The sequence below is a fragment of the Kitasatospora sp. NPDC059088 genome, assembly GCF_042738155.1.
GTDB lineage: Bacteria > Actinomycetota > Actinomycetes > Streptomycetales > Streptomycetaceae > Kitasatospora.
The window spans coordinates 42,332-57,476 of the sequence record NZ_JBHYGR010000041.1 but is presented as its reverse complement, the minus strand read 5'-3'; the positions used below and the strand labels follow the sequence as shown (position 1 = coordinate 57,476).

16 protein-coding genes are annotated in these 15,145 nt (G+C 74.4%); 6 read left to right on the top strand and 10 right to left on the bottom strand.

Features of this window, described 5'->3' with window-relative positions:
* Window positions 1-169: 169 nt before the first annotated feature.
* Complete coding sequence (locus ACFWXO_RS20145) at window positions 170-1,099, top strand: proline dehydrogenase family protein (protein WP_375894476.1); 930 nt, start codon at window positions 170-172, stop codon at window positions 1,097-1,099.
* A 61-nt stretch (window positions 1,100-1,160) separates the two neighbouring features.
* Here ACFWXO_RS20145 and ACFWXO_RS20140 read toward each other — a convergent pair whose 3' ends face one another.
* A complete protein-coding gene (locus ACFWXO_RS20140; RefSeq protein ID WP_380525201.1) occupies window positions 1,161-1,760 on the bottom strand; it encodes a Uma2 family endonuclease in 600 nt (199 codons plus the stop codon).
* Between the two features lie 149 nt (window positions 1,761-1,909).
* Between ACFWXO_RS20140 and ACFWXO_RS20135 the strand changes: the two genes are divergently transcribed.
* Complete coding sequence (locus ACFWXO_RS20135; RefSeq protein ID WP_380525200.1) at window positions 1,910-2,611, top strand: RraA family protein; 702 nt, start codon at window positions 1,910-1,912, stop codon at window positions 2,609-2,611.
* 11 nt (window positions 2,612-2,622) lie between these two features.
* Here the strand turns inward: ACFWXO_RS20135 and ACFWXO_RS20130 are convergent, their stop codons facing one another.
* From ACFWXO_RS20130 to ACFWXO_RS20115, 4 genes are all read right to left on the bottom strand, one after another.
* On the bottom strand, window positions 2,623-3,111 hold the full coding sequence (locus ACFWXO_RS20130; RefSeq protein ID WP_375894482.1) for a GNAT family N-acetyltransferase: 489 nt from the start codon (window positions 3,109-3,111) through the stop codon (window positions 2,623-2,625).
* Between the two features lie 58 nt (window positions 3,112-3,169).
* Window positions 3,170-4,135 carry an SGNH/GDSL hydrolase family protein gene (locus ACFWXO_RS20125; RefSeq protein WP_380525199.1) on the bottom strand — a complete coding sequence of 322 codons (966 nt, stop codon included), beginning with the start codon at window positions 4,133-4,135 and terminating at the stop codon, window positions 3,170-3,172.
* 161 nt (window positions 4,136-4,296) lie between these two features.
* Window positions 4,297-5,673, bottom strand: a complete 1,377-nt coding sequence (locus ACFWXO_RS20120; RefSeq protein WP_380525208.1) for a TerD family protein — start codon at window positions 5,671-5,673, stop codon at window positions 4,297-4,299.
* Between the two features lie 184 nt (window positions 5,674-5,857).
* Complete coding sequence (locus ACFWXO_RS20115) at window positions 5,858-7,117, bottom strand: hypothetical protein (protein ID WP_380525198.1); 1,260 nt, start codon at window positions 7,115-7,117, stop codon at window positions 5,858-5,860.
* 329 nt (window positions 7,118-7,446) lie between these two features.
* On the opposite strand from ACFWXO_RS20115, the gene ACFWXO_RS20110 reads away from it, so the two are divergent.
* Window positions 7,447-7,947 (top strand): SsgA family sporulation/cell division regulator, encoded by a 501-nt coding sequence (locus ACFWXO_RS20110; RefSeq protein ID WP_375894490.1) that lies wholly within the window; start codon window positions 7,447-7,449, stop codon window positions 7,945-7,947.
* Here the strand turns inward: ACFWXO_RS20110 and ACFWXO_RS20105 are convergent.
* The 3 genes from ACFWXO_RS20105 to ACFWXO_RS20095 all read right to left on the bottom strand — a co-directional run bounded on the left by ACFWXO_RS20105 (window position 7,866) and on the right by ACFWXO_RS20095 (window position 11,531).
* Window positions 7,866-9,503 (bottom strand): GAF domain-containing protein, encoded by a 1,638-nt coding sequence (locus ACFWXO_RS20105; protein ID WP_380525197.1) that lies wholly within the window; start codon window positions 9,501-9,503, stop codon window positions 7,866-7,868. The two genes, ACFWXO_RS20110 and ACFWXO_RS20105, sit on opposite strands and share 82 nt — an antisense overlap.
* A gap of 316 nt (window positions 9,504-9,819) precedes the next feature.
* A complete protein-coding gene (locus ACFWXO_RS20100; RefSeq protein WP_380525196.1) occupies window positions 9,820-11,043 on the bottom strand; it encodes a M48 family metalloprotease in 1,224 nt (407 codons plus the stop codon).
* A complete protein-coding gene (locus ACFWXO_RS20095) occupies window positions 11,043-11,531 on the bottom strand; it encodes a BlaI/MecI/CopY family transcriptional regulator (RefSeq protein ID WP_380525195.1) in 489 nt (162 codons plus the stop codon). Before ACFWXO_RS20095 ends, ACFWXO_RS20100 begins: the two co-directional genes overlap by 1 nt.
* Before the next feature lie 163 nt (window positions 11,532-11,694).
* On the opposite strand from ACFWXO_RS20095, the gene ACFWXO_RS20090 reads away from it, so the two are divergent.
* The 3 genes from ACFWXO_RS20090 (at window position 11,695) to ACFWXO_RS20080 (ending at window position 13,679) form a co-directional block, all read left to right on the top strand.
* On the top strand, window positions 11,695-12,342 hold the full coding sequence (locus ACFWXO_RS20090) for a DedA family protein (RefSeq protein WP_380525207.1): 648 nt from the start codon (window positions 11,695-11,697) through the stop codon (window positions 12,340-12,342).
* Entirely contained in the window at window positions 12,342-13,004 is a 663-nt protein-coding gene (locus tag ACFWXO_RS20085) for a phosphatase PAP2 family protein (RefSeq protein WP_375894497.1), read from the top strand. The genes ACFWXO_RS20090 and ACFWXO_RS20085 overlap by 1 nt, the downstream gene beginning before the upstream one ends.
* Window positions 13,005-13,163: 159 nt before the next feature.
* Window positions 13,164-13,679 carry a pyridoxamine 5'-phosphate oxidase family protein gene (locus ACFWXO_RS20080; protein WP_375894499.1) on the top strand — a complete coding sequence of 172 codons (516 nt, stop codon included), beginning with the start codon at window positions 13,164-13,166 and terminating at the stop codon, window positions 13,677-13,679.
* A 1-nt stretch (window position 13,680) separates the two neighbouring features.
* Here ACFWXO_RS20080 and ACFWXO_RS20075 read toward each other — a convergent pair whose 3' ends face one another.
* Both ACFWXO_RS20075 and ACFWXO_RS20070 read right to left on the bottom strand, forming a co-directional pair.
* The gene (locus ACFWXO_RS20075; RefSeq protein ID WP_380525194.1) at window positions 13,681-14,331 is read right to left on the bottom strand and encodes a DUF3592 domain-containing protein; all 651 of its coding nucleotides are present in this window, start codon (window positions 14,329-14,331) and stop codon (window positions 13,681-13,683) included.
* Window positions 14,332-14,434: 103 nt separating this feature from the next.
* Entirely contained in the window at window positions 14,435-15,007 is a 573-nt protein-coding gene (locus ACFWXO_RS20070; protein ID WP_380525193.1) for a hypothetical protein, read from the bottom strand.
* Window positions 15,008-15,145: the final 138 nt, after the last annotated feature.

Below are 15,145 nucleotides of genomic sequence, written 5' to 3'. Positions count from 1 at the left end.
TTTTTTATGCGCGCGCCCCCCCCCCCCGGGGCGCCCCCCCCCCCCCCCGCCCCCCCCGCCCCCCCCCCCCCGCCCCCCCCCCCCCGCCCCGCCGGGGCGGCGGCTCACCCCCGTACCGCCGCCCCGGCTCTTTCTGCCACCCTTGGAAACATCAGCTCCAGGAGTCACGATGCTCCGTTCCGCCCTTCTCGCGGCCTCGCGGTCCCCCCAGGTCCGCACCGTGGTCGAGAAGTTCCCCCCGACCCACGCGATAGTCGAGCGCTTCGTCGCCGGTGACGTCCTCGACGACGCCGTGACCGCGACCGACGACCTGGTCGCGACCGGCCGCAAGGTCACCCTCGACCACCTCGGCGAGGACACCAAGGACGCCGCCCAGGCCGCCGGCACCGCCGAGGCGTACGAGCACCTGCTCAAGGCCCTCAAGGAGACCGGCCTCGCGGCCGGTGCCGAGGTGTCCGTCAAGCTGTCGGCCGTCGGCCAGTTCCTGCCGGTGGACGGCGAGAAGATCGCGCTGGAGAACGCCCGCCGCATCTGCGAGGCCGCCGCCGACGCGGGCACCACGGTGACCCTCGACATGGAGGACCACACCACCACCGACTCCACCCTCGCCATCGCGCGCGAGCTGCGGGCGGACTTCCCCTGGCTGGGCGTCGTCCTCCAGGCCTACCTGCGCCGCACCGAGGCCGACTGCCGCGAGTTCTCCGGCCCCGGCTCCCGGGTGCGCCTGTGCAAGGGCGCCTACAAGGAGCCCGAGTCGGTCGCCTTCCAGGGCAAGCACGAGGTCGACCTCGCGTACGTCCGCGCGCTCAAGATCCTGATGGCCGGCGAGGGCTACCCGATGATCGCCTCGCACGACCCCAACATGATCAAGATCGCCGGCCAGCTGGCCCAGTGGAACAACCGCACCCGGGACTCCTTCGAGTACCAGATGCTGTTCGGCATCCGCCCCGAGGAGCAGCTGCGCCTCGCGGAGGAGGGCAACACCATGCGGGTCTACCTCCCGTACGGCCAGGAGTGGTACGGCTACTTCATGCGCCGCCTCGCCGAGCGCCCGGCCAACCTCACCTTCTTCCTGCGCGCCATGGCCACCCGTAGCTGACCCTGGCGGCAGGTGGGAACGGCCCGCACCCCTGACGGGGGGTGCGGGCCGTTCCGTTTGGCTATGGGCGGAGGAAGTACTTGGTGTCCAGCTCGAAGTCGAACGGGGCGGGGAGGGCGAGCGGCTCACCGAAGGCGGCCAGGTGGACTTCGGTGTACTCGTCCCGGTGGGGCTTGCCGAAGAGGCTGACCTGCGATTTCTCGCGGTCGATGAGGAGGTGCAGCGGGATGCCGGCCCGGGCGTAGCAGTGGCGCTTGGCGATGCGGTCCTGGTCCGGCTTGCTGGAGGTGATCTCGGCGACCATCGCGAGCCCGTCCGGGTCCATCCAGGGCGGGGCGTCCCAAAAGATGTCGAGTTCCCTCGGAGCGAAGGTCAGGTCCGGGACGACGTAGTTCTTGGGGCAGAGACCACCCCTGGCCAATCGAAGCCCCTTGTTGCCGGAACCTTGCATACGGACTGCTGACTTCGCCTTCACCTCGTCGATCAGCAGGTCGAAGTAGTACTCGTGCCTGCCGTCCGGCGGTGGTGCCACGATGATCTCCCCCTCGATGAGCTCAGCCCGGAAGCCTTCGGGGGAGTGCAGGCTCAGGAAGCTCTCCAGCAGGATGTCGGCCTGCGACGGGGAGTTCGTGATCGGTTGCTCATGCGCCACAGCACTCATGATGCCCCTCCTTCGGATGGGCGTCACGCTATTCGCCCTTCGGTCGGGTTATGCAGTACACGGCGGACTTTCACTCGATGGTGTGAGTTTGAGGTCCGGCATAGGATTCCGGTACTGGTCAACTTGGCGTTCAGCGGGAGGAGTTGGGGATGTCCAAGGGGTTCGAGGAGTTCGAGGGGTTGTCGACGCCGTTGGTGGCGGATGCGTGTGTGCGGCTCGGGGTGGGGGTGCGGGCGGCGCCGGTGGGGGTGGGGGCGGTGGTGGCCGGGGCGCGGGTGGCGGGGCGGGTGCTGCCGGTGCGGCACTACGGGAGCGTGGACGTGTTCCTGGAGGCGTACGGGGGCGCGCTGGACGGGGACGTGCTGGTGATCGACAACGGCGGGCGGACCGACGAGGCCTGCATCGGGGACCTCGCGGTGCTGGAGGCGCGGGCCGCCGGGGTGGCCGGGATCGTGGTGTGGGGGCTGCACCGGGACACGCCCGAGCTGGTGGAGATCGGGCTGCCGGTGTTCAGCTACGGCGCGCTGCCGGTGGGCCCGCTGCGGCTGGACGGCCGGGAGCCGGAGGCGCTGGAGTCGGCGCGGTTCGGGCCGCAGCTGGTGACCGCCGGGGACGTGGTGTTCGCGGACGCGGACGGGGTGCTGTTCGTGCCGGCCGACCGGGCCGGGGAGGTGCTGGAGACGGCCGCCGGGATCGCCGCCACCGAACGGGCGCAGGCCGGGCGGATCACGGCCGGGGACACCCTGCGGAGGCAGACCCGCTTCGAGGAGTTCCTGGAGCGGCGGGCCGCCGACCCGTCGTACAGCTTCCGGCAGCACCTGCGGCGGGTCGGCGGGGCGATCGAGGAGTAGGGCCCCCGTGGTTACAGCGGGCGGTACATGACGTGCAGGCCGACGTAGCCGTCGACCGGGTGGTGGAAGGCCTCGGGGACGGTGCCGACCACCTCGAAGCCCAGCGAGCGGTACAGCTTGACGGCGTGGTCGTTGTTGGCGACCACCGCGTTGAACTGCATGGCGCGGAAGCCCGCCCCGCGGGCCCAGTCGAGGGTGTACTCGACCAGGGCCCGCCCGATGCCCTTGCCGTGGTGCGCCGGGTCGACCATGTAGCTGGCGCTGGCCACGTGCCCGCCGTTGCCGGGGCGGTTGCGGTTCATGGTGGCGGTGCCGAGGACCGTGCCGTCCTCGTCGACGGCGACCACGGTGCGGTCGGGGGCGGTTTTCATCCACCACTCCCGACCCAGCTCGGAGGGCATGTCCAGGGGGTAGGGGAAGGTCTCGCCGGCGGCGACGATGGTGCGGAAGAACGGCCAGATGGCCGACCAGTCCTCGGGGGTGGCTTCGCGGATGATCATCCGACCAGGATGATCCCCGGTGGTGGGCCGTGCCACCGGTTTTCCCGCCCGGCGCCGGTCAGTTGCCGAGAAGGGTGGACTCGACCTGGGCGGCGGCGAACTTCTGGCCCTTGGCGTTGGGGTGCACCAGCGCGTACTTGAGCGGGATGATGCTGGTCAGCACGCCGTCCAGCCAGTGGTCGGGGTCGCAGACGCTGTGTCCGGCGGAGCCGGAGTAGAGGTCGACGTAGGTGTCCTGCTTGGCCGAACTCGTCTGCTGGATGGCCAGGTTGAGCGGCTTGAGGATGCTGTCGCGGGCCCAGCCGAGGTCGCCGGGGGTGAAGGTGCCGAACTGCAGCAGGCTGCCGTACTGGCAGCGGGCGGCGTCCTCGGGGATCAGGTGCGGGTAGCCGACGGTGACGACCCGGGCGGACGGGGCCTTCGTCCGGAGGGCGGTGAGCATGGCGGTGTAGTCGGTGCGCAGCTGGTCGAGCCGGCCGGGGATCTGGGCGTCGTACTTGTCCTTGCAGGGCGTGCCCAGGCCGAGGTGGGTGGCGCCGAGTTCGATGCAGTCCTTGAGGATCTGCCCGAAGCCGAGGTCGTTGCCGCCGGTGCTCACGGTGATCACGTCGCTGGCCGGGTCGACGACGTCGATCTGCGGCGGGACGGGCGGGTACGGCGCGTCGGGGTCGCTGCCGAAGGGCGGGAGCGGGCGGCCGAGCGGGCTCTGCTTGTTCGTGGAGACGTCCGGGCTGGCGGCGCCGCTGCAGCTGGCGTTGTGGAGGTCGACCAGTGCGCCGAGGTCGCGGCGGATCAGCTCGGGGTAGGAGCCGGTGGTGCGGGCGCAGCCGTCCTGGGGCGCGGTGAGGTCGCCGGTGGCCTCGATGACGCCCGCGGTGTAGGAGTCGCCGAGGGCGGCCCACTTGAGCGGGCCGGTCCGGGTGGCGGGCTTGGTCCCGGCGTGAGCCGCGCCGGGGGTGATCAGGCCGACGGTGAGGGCGACGGCGGCGCCGGCGACGGCGAGGCGGGACGGGAAGCGGGGCACGGTCTCTCCTCCACGGGTGCGCGGGTGGTGCGGGTGCGCGGTCACGGGGGAGAGCGCGAATCACCCCCCGGAGAGTCAATCGAGTCGATCCGTGGACGACTTGATGCCCCAGGGGGGTGAAATCGCTGGCGTGACTTTGACGTTGAGCGATGCGGTCGGGATCAGAGGAGGGCGGCGGAGGGTTCGATCATCGCCCGGGCGGTCTTGCCGTCGACGAACTCGCCGAGCGCCGTCATCTCCCACTCGCCGGTGGGGCGGCGGACCAGCTTGCACATCACCACGCCGGTACGCGGCTCGGAGTGGGTCAGGTCGAAGCGGACCAGCTCCTCCTCGGTGCGGACGTCCACCAGGCGGCAGTAGGCGTTCCGCAGCTCGGTGAACTTCTGGCCGGAGAAGGAGTTGACCACGAACACCAGCGCGTGGACCTCGGCCGACAGGCCCTCCAGGTGGACGGTGATCGCCTCGTCGTCGCCGCCGTCACCGCCGACCAGGTTGTCGCCGGAGTGGGCGATCGCGCCGTTGAAGATGCTCAGCTTCATGAACCAGGCCGTCTCCAGGCGCCGGTGCTTCGCGTCGAAGGCCAGGCAGGAGGCGTCCAGGTCGATGTCACGGCCGCGGGCGGCGGACTCCCAGCCGAGAGCCATCCGGACCGAGGAGAGGAAGGGGCGGCCGTTCTTCACCAGGGAGACGGAGCTGCCCTTGACCAGGTTGACCCGGCCCTTGTCGAGGGTGACCTTGGGGCGCTCGGTAGGGTCGGGGGCGGGCGTCGCTGCCGGGGCCGGGGCCTGGGCCTGGGCCGGGGGCTCCGGGGGTGCGGCGGGCATGGACGGGAGGGTGGCCAGGGCGATCCGGGGGTCGACCGAGGGAGCCGGCGGCGCCGGGGGCACGGGCGGGGCCGGGGGCACCGGCGGGACGGGCGGGACGGGCGGCAGCGGAAGGTCGGCCGGGGAGTGCATCTGGAGGGTCGGCGCGCTCGGCTGCGGGGCGGGGGTCGGCGCAGGCTGCGGTGCCGGGGTCGGTGCCGCCTGCGGTGCCGGTGCCGGGGAGTCGTCGACGGTGACGCCGAAGTCGGTGGCGATGCCCGCCAGCCCGTCCGCGTACCCCTGACCGACCGCGCGCACCTTCCAGACCCCATTGCGCCGGTAGATCTCGACCACGATGAGCGCGGTCTCCAGGCCCAGCCGGGGCGGGGTGAAGGTGGCCAGGACGGCACCGGTGTCGGCGTCCCGGACGGTGGCGGTGGGCTCGATCCCGGCGAAGGTGGCGGACTGGTCGGCCGGGCTGGCGGTGACCACGACCTTGCTGATGTCGGCCGGGACGGCCGGGGTGTCGACGGTGATCGCGTCCGGTGCTCCGGCGGCGGCCGGGCGCAGGCTCACGCCCGGGCCGTGCGGGGCGTTGAAGAAGACGAAGTCGGCGTCCGAGCGGACCTTGCCGGCGTCGGTCAGCAGCAGGCCGGAGACGTCCAGCGCCTTGGGCGCGGTGACCTCGACGGTCACCCGCGCGGCGGTCAGCGGTGCGTTGCCGCCTTGGGTCAGGACGGTGGACAAGGACTCCTCCTCGGGTGCGGAACGACGGCCCGGGCCGGGGCCGCTGGGGGCGTCGGGCCGGGTGCTGCACACAGTAACGAACGGGGGTGCGGGGAAGAGCCCGGTGAGCTGGCCGATCGTCGGACGATCGGATCGGCCGAGGGGAGGTCAGTGGATCAGCCGGGGGGGGAGGTCAGCGGACCTGGCCCACCGGCTGCTGGGCGTCCTGCGGCGCGGGCTGCCGGGTGGGCTGCTGGGCGGCCCGCTGGTCGGCCTGCGGCGCCGAGGGGCCGAAGCCGCCGAGCGCGGCGACCGCCCGGGGGCGGTCGATGCCGAAGGCAGCGGCGTTCCAGCCCTCCTGCGGGCCCGACTTGCGCACCGGACCGGCCTGGACGGCCGGGCGGGTGCCGCGTACGACGAAGCTGTAGCGGCCGGGCTCGACGTCGGTGCCGGGCGGGGTGGTGAAGCGGTAGACCAGGGTGCCGCGTTCCTGCTGGGTGGTCACCACGGCGCCCGGCAGGTCGGTCCAGACGGTTCCGGTGCCGGGGGCCAACTCGCCTGCGGCGAGCCGGAATTCGGCCTGCAGTGCGGTGACCGGTTCGGTCACGGTGAGGTCGAGCGCGTGCCGGAGGCCGTCGCGGCCGAGGGCGGTGGTCAGCCCGGTGCCGGTCAGGGCCTGGTCGGTGTCCGGGGCGGTGCCGTCGGTGCTGCCGTCGGCGGCGCCAGTGCCGTCGGTGCCGGCGGCGTTTCCGGGGACGACGGCGGCCGGCGGCGGGAGCGGGCGGCCGGGCTTGGCCGGCTGGAGCGCGGGCGGGTGCGGGGACTCGCCCGTACCGGCTGCGCCGACGTCCGGTCGTCCGGTGCCCGGCTGCCCGGGGGCCGTCTGCCCGGTGCCCGGCTGCCCGGGGGCCGGGGCGGACGGGTCGGCGGCCGTGGGCGGCTGGGCGGAGGGGGAGGAGCCGTCGGCCGGGGTGTCGGCCGAGGGGCGCGGGTCGTGCCCGGCGGAGGCCTGCCCGCCGGCCGGCGGTGCGACCGGGGCGGCCGTTCCGGCCCGCAGCCCTGACGGCGGCGTGGCGGCGGCGTTGGCCGGGCCGGACGGGTGCGTCGACGGGTGGCCGGAGGGCTTCGGGGCGTGCGGGTGGCCGGAGGGCGGGGGAGGGGTGTCCGTGGTCCGCTCGGAGGCGGCCTCGGCCTGGTCCGTACCGCTCGGGCTGGGCGGCGGGGTGGTGCCGACCCGGGCGACGCCGGCCCGACGGCCGATGCCCTGCTGCTCGTTCAGCAGGAGGGTGGTGGCGATGCTGATGCCGACGACGGTGGACATCGCCATCGCGGCACCGGAGAAGCGCAGGGTGGGCAGCCGGAAGCGGCCGCCGAACGGGCGGGGCCGACCGTGTCGACCCTGCCGTGCGGGTTCGTGCTGCACGTCCCGCGTGGTCTCCCCACGCACAGCCACCGGACCCCTCCCTCCCCGAAGCCGCCGTCGCGTCGCCGTATTCTCCCACGCACCACGCCGGGCAGCGGTCCGGCCGTTCCGGGCCGGCCTCGCGGGCGGGCCCGCGCCGGGAGGGGGAGAGCGTACCAGCGGGTGGCCGGACGACGGACAGTATCCCTCCATTTTCCGGACATCCGTTCGATGAGCGGAAGTTGACGGTCCGTCTGATATTCCTGGTAAGGGTCGGCGGGCCCGGGCGGGGGTTATTGCAACCCCCTTGCAACCCTTGCCCGCCCGGTCGCGGGTGACGCAGGCTGATGGCATCCCGCGCCGTTCCCGGAGAGACCGTCATGCCGCCCGACCCGCTGTCCGCAGCCTCCAGCGCCCCCCTCGCCGCCACCCCCACGGGCGGCGATGGGGGTGGCTCCACCGCCGCTCCGGTGTCGGTGGAGGAGGTGCTGACGCTGCGGATCTCACTGGGCGACGAAGTGGTCGGCGAGGTGTGCACCCGGTTCCGCTTCGACGCCGTACGGCCCTACGAGGTGCTGCTGACCTTTCACCTGGGGCGTCCGGACGAGGCGGACTGGGTGTTCTCCCGCGACCTGCTGCGCGACGGCCTCCAGGGGATCAGCGGCCAGGGCGACGTCAAGCTGTGGCCGGCGTACTGCCCCTGCCACGGCTCGACCCTGCACCTGGCGCTCGAATCCCCGCACGGCAGCGCCCTGCTGGAGGCCTCCAGGCCCCGGGTGCAGGCCTGGCTGGACCGTACCTACGCGCTGGTCTCGGCCGAGGCCGAGCGCGACTGCGGGCCCACCGACGCCCAGTTGGCCGCGCTGCTCGCGGGCGGCTGAGGGGCGCAACTGCCACTTGCGGGTGGGGTGTTGGTGACGGCGCTGCCGGTGGACGGGTGGTTCGTGGGGGTGCTGTCCGTCGGTGGGTACGGCGCGTCGGGGTCGTCGCCCGGGTCGTCGTCCGGGCCCGGCGGGCGCGCGCCGTGGCGCGGTGACGGCACGGGTGCCGCGGCCCCGGGCAGCCGGACCAGGCCCGCCACCAGCTCCGCCCGCAGCCGCCGTACCGCGGGGGCCGTGGAGGAGGGCAGCAGGTCGAGCGGATCGGCCGGCCCCTCCACCGTGACCAGCACCGAGTCGGCGAAGCGGTACGGCCGGTGGGCCAGCAGGCCGCCCAGGTAGCGGCGCAGCCGGGACAGTTCGGCGCGGACCGTCACCGTCCGCCCCGCGTCGCCGAACAGCGCCTCGGCCAACTGGGCCGCCGTACTGCCCTCGCGGGCGGTGGCGAGCAGCAGCAGGAGCTCGGCATGGCGCGGGCTGACCGGGTGCGACCAGCTGTCGGCCGCGCCCCGGACGGACAGCTCGGGGCGGTCCGGTCGCCGCAGGTCGAGCCGGAGCCGGGCGCCCTCGGCGCGCTCGGCGGTCACCGTGCCGGAGCCGTCCGCCCCGGTCGGGCGGACGGGCCGCACCAGCCAGCCGTCCGCGAGCGGTTCCAGTACGCACTCGCCCAGCCCCGGCACCCAGTGCACGGCGGCCGGGACCCAGCCCTCGCTGGGGATGCGCAGCCGGCTCTGCGGCGGCAGCCCGGCCGAGGCGGCGGTCCAGCCGGCCGCGTCCACCACCAGGGCCGGTCCGCCGACCCGGGCGAGCAGCGGGGCGGCCAGGGTGCGCAGCCGGTTCAGCGCCTCCAGGCGGTGGGCGCGCAGCTCGGTCTCGGCGAGCCGGGCGGCGGTGGCGGTGAGCTGGAGCAGGTACGGGCGGACGTTGTGGGCCGGGCCGCTGAGGTTGATGGCGCCGACCAGCCGGCCGGTGGTCGGGTCGTGCACGGGGGCGGCCACGCAGGTCCAGGTGTGGTGGCTGCGCAGGTAGTGCTCGGCGGAGTGGACGTGCATCGGGCGCTGGGCGCGCAGCGCGACTCCGATGCCGTTGGTGCCGACGGTCTCCTCGATCCAGCGGGCACCGGTGACGAAGCCGATCCGGTCGGCGCTGCGGCGCAGGCCGCGTTCGCCCTCCTGCCAGAGCACGTGGCCCTCGGCGTCGGCGATGGCGAGGATCAGCGGTGCCTGGCCCACCGGCTCCAACAGGGTCTCGCGCAGCACCGGCATGACGTTGTCGAGGCCGCTGGACCGGCGGCGCTGCTCCAGCTCGGCGGGGCCGAGCAGGACGGTGGAGGCACCGGTGTCGGGGTCGAGGCCGAGGCGGCGCAGCCTCGCCCAGGAGTCGCCGATCTCGGGGCGGGGTTCGAGCCGGCCGGGCGTACCGGGCCCGGGGCTCTCGGGGAGGACGAGTTCGCGGGCGGCGGCGTCGGCGAGGGTGCGTTCGTGGACCCTGGCCAGCTCCGCCGCGGTCGGCGGGGTGCGGCGCTCTGGTCGTCGGGACTGCCGTCCGGTCTGCCGCACTCGGGTTGCTCCTCGCCGCCGTTCGAGGACGCGCCGGGGTCGACGCGCTGACGAAAGAGTACGGGTGCGACGGGCGCGTGGGGACGGGGTCCACCAAGTCCGCATACCGGGCGGTACGGAAACGGCGGGGGGCGCCCGGCGGGCGTTCGTTCGGCGCCCTTCCCGTGCTCTTGCGGTGTCCTTTCGGCGATCGTCCGGCGCCCGTTCGGCGATGGTCGGGCGATGGTTCGGCGCCCGTTCGGCGATCGTTCGGAGCGCTTCCGGCGCCCGTCCGGCGCCTTTTCGAGGTCGGCCGGCAGCGCCCGTCCGGGGGCGGCTAGCGCTCCGTACCGGGTTCGTGCTGGGCGGCCTCGACGGTGTGGTGGAGGTCGGCGGTGGCCTCCAGGGTGGCGCCGGTGGTCAGGGCCAGGCAGGCGGCCAGCGCCAGTGCGACGGCCCGCAGCCGGGTGGCCGGGGCGGTGGAGGGGCGGGGCTGGAGGAGGGCCGCGACCCGTCGCGGGACCGGGCCGGAGTGGGCGGCGGCGACCAGCCGGGGCCGGGCCGGCCAGGGCGAGCGGCTCGCGGCGAGGGCGGCCCGGCCGACCGCGCGGGCGGTCACGGCACGGTCGCCGATCCGGGCGGCGGCCACCTCGTCGGCCCAGCGCTCCAGGTGGTACCCGAGGGGCGCGCGCAGTGGGCGGAGCGCCGGGTGGACGTCGGCGGCGTGCTCGGCGAGGGCGAGGAAGACGTGGTGCCGGCCGGTCAGGTGGGCGCGCTCGTGGGCGAGCAGGGCGGAGCGCTCGGGCCCGCTGAGGGCGCGCAGCATTCCGGAGGTGACCACGATCCGGCCGGGTTCGCCGGTCCGGCCGGGGCGGCGCAGGCGGCCGGGGAGGGCGAAGGCGTCGGCGCGCTCGTCGTCCAGCACGGTGAGCGGGTGGTCGGCGGGGTGCCGGAGCCGGGCCAGGGCCTGCCGCCAGGCCGCCAGGGCGGGGCGTCCGGCGGGGCGGCGTGCGAGGCGCGGGGAGGGGCGTCCGGCGGGGTGCAGGGCGGGGTCCTGGGGTCCGCGCTGGGCGCGCGCCCAGCGCATCGGGGCTTGCCGGGGGCGCGTGTCCGGATGCTGGTCGGCGTCCGTCTCAGCGCGCGTCGCGGTGTGCGATGCGGCGTCTGCCTCGTCGCCCGGCCCGGGGGCGCAGGCGGCGCCCGGGGCGGGCAGTGCGGCCCGGGCGGTGCGCAGTTCCAGGCACCGGCGGCGGGTCGTCCGTACGGCGAGGGCGCCGAGCGCGGCCAGGGCGAGGCCGGCCACCGCTGCGGCGAGCGGGGCGCTGGGCGCGGCGGCGGTGAGCCAGGGCAGCGAGAGGTGGCCGAGGGCGGCGACCGGGGGCAGCTGGAGCAGGCCGGCGGTGGCGAGCAGTCCGAGTGAGCAGAGGGTGCCGCCGGCCAGGACGGTGGCGGTGCCGGCCAGCAGCCAGGCGGCGGCCCGGGGCGGCAGCGACTCGGCGAGCCGGCGGGCCAGCGGGACGGTCAGGAAGGGCAGCAGCAGCGGCGCCCAGACGGCGATCATCACGGGGCGCCCGCCGATCCGGGGCCGCCCGTCGGTCGGGGGCCGCTCACCGGTCCGGGTCTGCCGCCGGCGCCGGCGGCGCCGGCGGTGCCGTCGACCTCGGCCTCGACCCCGACGTCGCTGCCGTCGCCGAGCAGGGCGCGCAGCAGCTGCTCGTCCTCGGCGGAGAGGTCGGAGACGAAGCGGGCGAGCACGGTGGAGCGGTCGGCCTCGCGGCCGAGCTCGGTGTGCATCCGGCGGGCGGCGAGGCCCGCCGTGTCCTGGACGGTCGGGGTGTAGGCGTAGGCGCGGCCGGCCCGGGTGCGTTCGACCGTCCCCTTGTCGTGCAGCCGGGCCAGGATCGTCGCGATGGTGGTGCGGGCGAGGTCCCCGCCGAGCGCCGTCTGGACGTCCTGCGGGGTCATCGGCTGCCGGGCCGACCACAGGGCGGCCAGCACCTCGGACTCCAGCTCCCCGGCGGGCCGGCGGGCGGACGGTACGTCGGACATGGCGGCGCTTCCTCCAGCTTTCGTCTACAGTCATGTAGACCGTCTACGTCACTGTAGACGGTCCCGGGCGGGTCCGCCGCGCGTCGCGGCGACCGCCCCCCAACGTACGGGAGGTCCGCCAGCCTTGCTCCAGTTCCCCGCCGATCCGGCCGTTCACCTCGCGATGGGCACCCACCTCGCCGTGAACCCGCTGGACGCCTCCTCGTTGCTCGCCGCCTTCGGGGCGTTCGGCATCGCCGTGGTGCTGTTCGCCGAGACCGGCCTGCTGGTGGGCTTCTTCCTGCCCGGCGACTCGCTGCTGTTCACCGCGGGCCTGCTCTGCGTGCCCGGCGCCACCAAGGGCCCGCAGCTGCACCTGTGGCAGGTGCTCCCCGCCGCCCTGATCGGGGCGCTGGCCGGGGCCCAGGTCGGCTACCTGATCGGCCGGCGCGGCGGCCGGGCACTGCTGAGCCGCACCAAGCGCAAGAGCCTGCTGGAGGGCGCGGCGCGGGCCGAGGAACTGCTGGCCAAGTACGGCCACGGCAAGGCGATCGTGCTGGCCCGGTTCATCCCGGTGGTCCGTACGGTGCTGAATCCGCTCTGCGGCGTACTCGAAGTGCCGGTCCGCTCGTTCACCTTCTGGCAGGTCGCGGGCGGTGCGGTCTGGACCGTCGGCGTGGTGCTGGCCGGGTACGGGCTCGGGTCCTCGATTCCCGGGATCGACCAGTATCTGCTGCCGATCATCGGTCTGGTAGTAGTTCTCTCCGTGCTCCCCATTGTTCTCGAACTGTTCCGCGCCCGTAAGGCGCGCCGTCACGGAGGTGACGTGTGATGTCCTCTCGGGCTCTCGCCGTGTACGACGGCAGTGGCATCGACGGCGGCCTCTACACCCAGGTGAACAAGTGGGCGCAGTCCGCCCCGACCTGGCTGGACGACGTGATCAAGGTCTGGTCCGCGATCGGCCTCGGCCTGTTCGCCCTGTTCATGCTGTACGCCTGGTGGCGGGCGCGCGGCGCCGACTCCGCGGTGATGGCCAAGGTGCTCGCCTCCCCGGTGATCGTGGTCGTCGCGTACGGCCTCAACTCCGTGCTCAAGGGCATGGTCGAGGAACTCCGGCCGTGCGCGCAGATCAAGGGCAGCGTCTCGCTGGAGACCTGCCCCGCCGCCGGGGACTGGTCCTTCCCCAGCAACCACTCGGTGATCGCCTTCGCCGCCGCGATCTCGCTCTGGTTCGTCAGCCGCCGGCTCGGCGTCGTCGCCACCGTCTTCGCGGCCCTGATGGCCGCCTCCCGGGTCTGGGTCGGCGTGCACTACCCCCACGACGTGGCGGTCGGCGCCCTCGTCGGCACCCTGGTCGCGCTGGTGCTGGCCCCGCTGGCCGGACGCTGCGGACCGCTCGTCGACAGGATGCGGTCGGGCGCGCTGCGCCCCCTCCTCGGCCCCGGCACGGTGCCGGTGGTGACCCGCGGGTACGCCTCGCACCGCGCGCAGTAGAACCCGTAGAACCCATTTCGTGAGCGGCCCGCCCCTTGTCCGGTTTCGGACGGCGGGTGGAGCATGTGAGCCGGGCGTGCGGCCCCTGACGGGGGCGCCCGCCCGGCTCAGTCGTGCTCGGGGCGCGAAGGCACCGGGCGCCAGCGGAGGGAGTGCCGAATGCCGTACCGACTCGACGTCACGCAGGGGGACTGGCCGGGCGACCTGCTGCACAAGGGCGTCGAAGGACTGCTCGCCGAGGCCATGGTGCTCACCCTCGCCACCGCCGGCCACGAGCACGGACCGCACGCCAACCTCGCCTTCTTCGCCTACGACGAGGACCTCGTCCTCTACTTCGTCAGCGAGCGCTCCACCCGGCACAGCCACCACCTCGCCGAGGAGGCCCGGGCCGCCGCCACCGTCTTCCTGCCGCCGCCCGCCTTCGGCGAGCAACTGCGCGGACTCCAGCTGACCGGCAGCGCGGGCGAGGCCTGGGGGCACCAGGCGGAAGCCGCCCTGGCGGCCTACCAGGGGCGGTACCCGGCCTTCGCCCAGGACGAGGAGGTCCGGCGGCAGTACCTCACCGGGGGCGGCGCGGCGGCGCTGTACCGGTTCCAGGTCGAGGACCTCACGGCGGTCGACGAGCCCAACTTCGGACGGCGCAACTACCTGCGGGCCCGGGTGGTGCGGGAGTAGCTCACCGCCCGTCCCGCGGGCTGCCGCCGATGACGAGCCCGCGCCGGTACGGCACCCGGCGCGGGCGGCCGTTGCGGACCACCGACACCCCGAGACCGGCCGTGCCCGCCAGCAGGACGGCGTTGAGGCCGAGGGCGACGGCCCCGTCCCTGAGGAAGTCGACGTTCTCCGGGAGGCGTGCCTCCGCGACACCCCTGGGGTCGTAGCGGACGGTGAGCCGGTCGCCGACCGCGTGCGAGTGCAGGCCCGCGGACACCATGCCGTTCGGGATCGGTACGCCGTTCTCGTCGGCGACCTCGTACGACGAGCTCGGCTGCTTGCCCTGCGGGCGGTCGTGCACCGCCGTGACGCGGGCGGTGGCGGTCACCCCCGACGTGCTCAGGATCACCGAATCCCGGGCCGACGCCACCGACCCCAGCGCGAGGAGCCACAGGACCGCGCCGAACGCCGCCATCCAGCAGCCCAACGCCGCCCCGAGCAGCCGGACCACGCCCACGACCCAGGCCACCCCGACCACCAACCCGAGCAGCGACGCCGTACCGAAACCGATGTACGTACTCACCGCCACCAGCCCGAACGTCCCGACCGGCACCGCCGCCACCAGCGCACCCGCCAGCGCGACCGTCCCGCGTCTCGTCCTCTTCCCCGCCACTGCTACCCCCGCTCCTCGATGCGCCGGGGTGGAACGCTACGCCCGGATCCTTCCGCCCCTCGGGCGGGGGCCATGTCGTGGGGCGACGACGACAGGCGCGTTCTCAGTTCGGTGCGCTCGGGGACCCGCGGCGGGCACGGTCCTGGTGGTACGCGTCGTCCAGGCCGTCCAGGGTGGCGGGGTCGAGGGCGGTCGCAGGCTCCGTGGAGAGGTGCTCGCGCCAAGGCTTGATCCGTACGGCTCGGCCGCCGAAGTTGAAGGCCCGGCTCTCGTCGGCGATGACCTCCCCGCCTCGCTCGTAGACGAGGAGGAGGGGCTCGAACGGATCCGGAAGGTCGGGCAGCCGCACGCCCGGCGTGTCCCGCAGGGTTGCCCACCGTACGGCGGCGTGGCAGGCGTTCTCGGTCTCGATGCCGCCGACGTTCGCCAGGAGGAACTCCTCCAGCCGCTCGGCCAGTTCGGCGTCCACCTGCACGTCCGGGGCGAGAGCCCCGGCGATGTCGAAGATGGGCCACTTCGGCGGACCGCCCAGCACCTCGGCCCAGAGTGAGGCCCGGCGAAGGTACTCGACCATCAACCGGGCACGGGAGGCCACATGCGCGTTGTGGCCCTCCAAGTTGGTCCACTTGATGTCGGCCAGACGTTCCATCACTGCATCAGTGAGGCTCTTGCTCATTCGCGCGCCACCGTTCCAAGGCTGAGCCGACGGGCCGGGGCCGGGCGCCTGGACAGGCGGCGCGCCGGCCCGGGCCGGGGGGGGTGATTGGCCCCCCGTGAGGTTGAGGGAGACGAGTCCGACCATGTAAAGGGGGAT

Excerpts from the sequence above, each read along its gene's own strand:
- ACFWXO_RS20085 (WP_375894497.1), top strand. The coding sequence starts at position 12,342 with ATGTCCTCTCGGGCTCTCGCCGTGTACGACGGCAGTGGCATCGACGGC.
- ACFWXO_RS20100 (WP_380525196.1), bottom strand. The coding sequence starts at position 11,043 with ATGATCGCCGTCTGGGCGCCGCTGCTGCTGCCCTTCCTGACCGTCCCG.
- ACFWXO_RS20140 (WP_380525201.1), bottom strand. The coding sequence starts at position 1,760 with ATGAGTGCTGTGGCGCATGAGCAACCGATCACGAACTCCCCGTCGCAG.
- ACFWXO_RS20130 (WP_375894482.1), bottom strand. The coding sequence starts at position 3,111 with ATGATCATCCGCGAAGCCACCCCCGAGGACTGGTCGGCCATCTGGCCG.
- ACFWXO_RS20145 (WP_375894476.1), top strand. The coding sequence starts at position 170 with ATGCTCCGTTCCGCCCTTCTCGCGGCCTCGCGGTCCCCCCAGGTCCGC.
- ACFWXO_RS20090 (WP_380525207.1), top strand. The coding sequence starts at position 11,695 with ATGGGCACCCACCTCGCCGTGAACCCGCTGGACGCCTCCTCGTTGCTC.
- ACFWXO_RS20135 (WP_380525200.1), top strand. The coding sequence starts at position 1,910 with ATGTCCAAGGGGTTCGAGGAGTTCGAGGGGTTGTCGACGCCGTTGGTG.
- ACFWXO_RS20070 (WP_380525193.1), bottom strand. The coding sequence starts at position 15,007 with ATGAGCAAGAGCCTCACTGATGCAGTGATGGAACGTCTGGCCGACATC.
- ACFWXO_RS20095 (WP_380525195.1), bottom strand. The coding sequence starts at position 11,531 with ATGTCCGACGTACCGTCCGCCCGCCGGCCCGCCGGGGAGCTGGAGTCC.
- ACFWXO_RS20080 (WP_375894499.1), top strand. The coding sequence starts at position 13,164 with ATGCCGTACCGACTCGACGTCACGCAGGGGGACTGGCCGGGCGACCTG.
- ACFWXO_RS20110 (WP_375894490.1), top strand. The coding sequence starts at position 7,447 with ATGCCGCCCGACCCGCTGTCCGCAGCCTCCAGCGCCCCCCTCGCCGCC.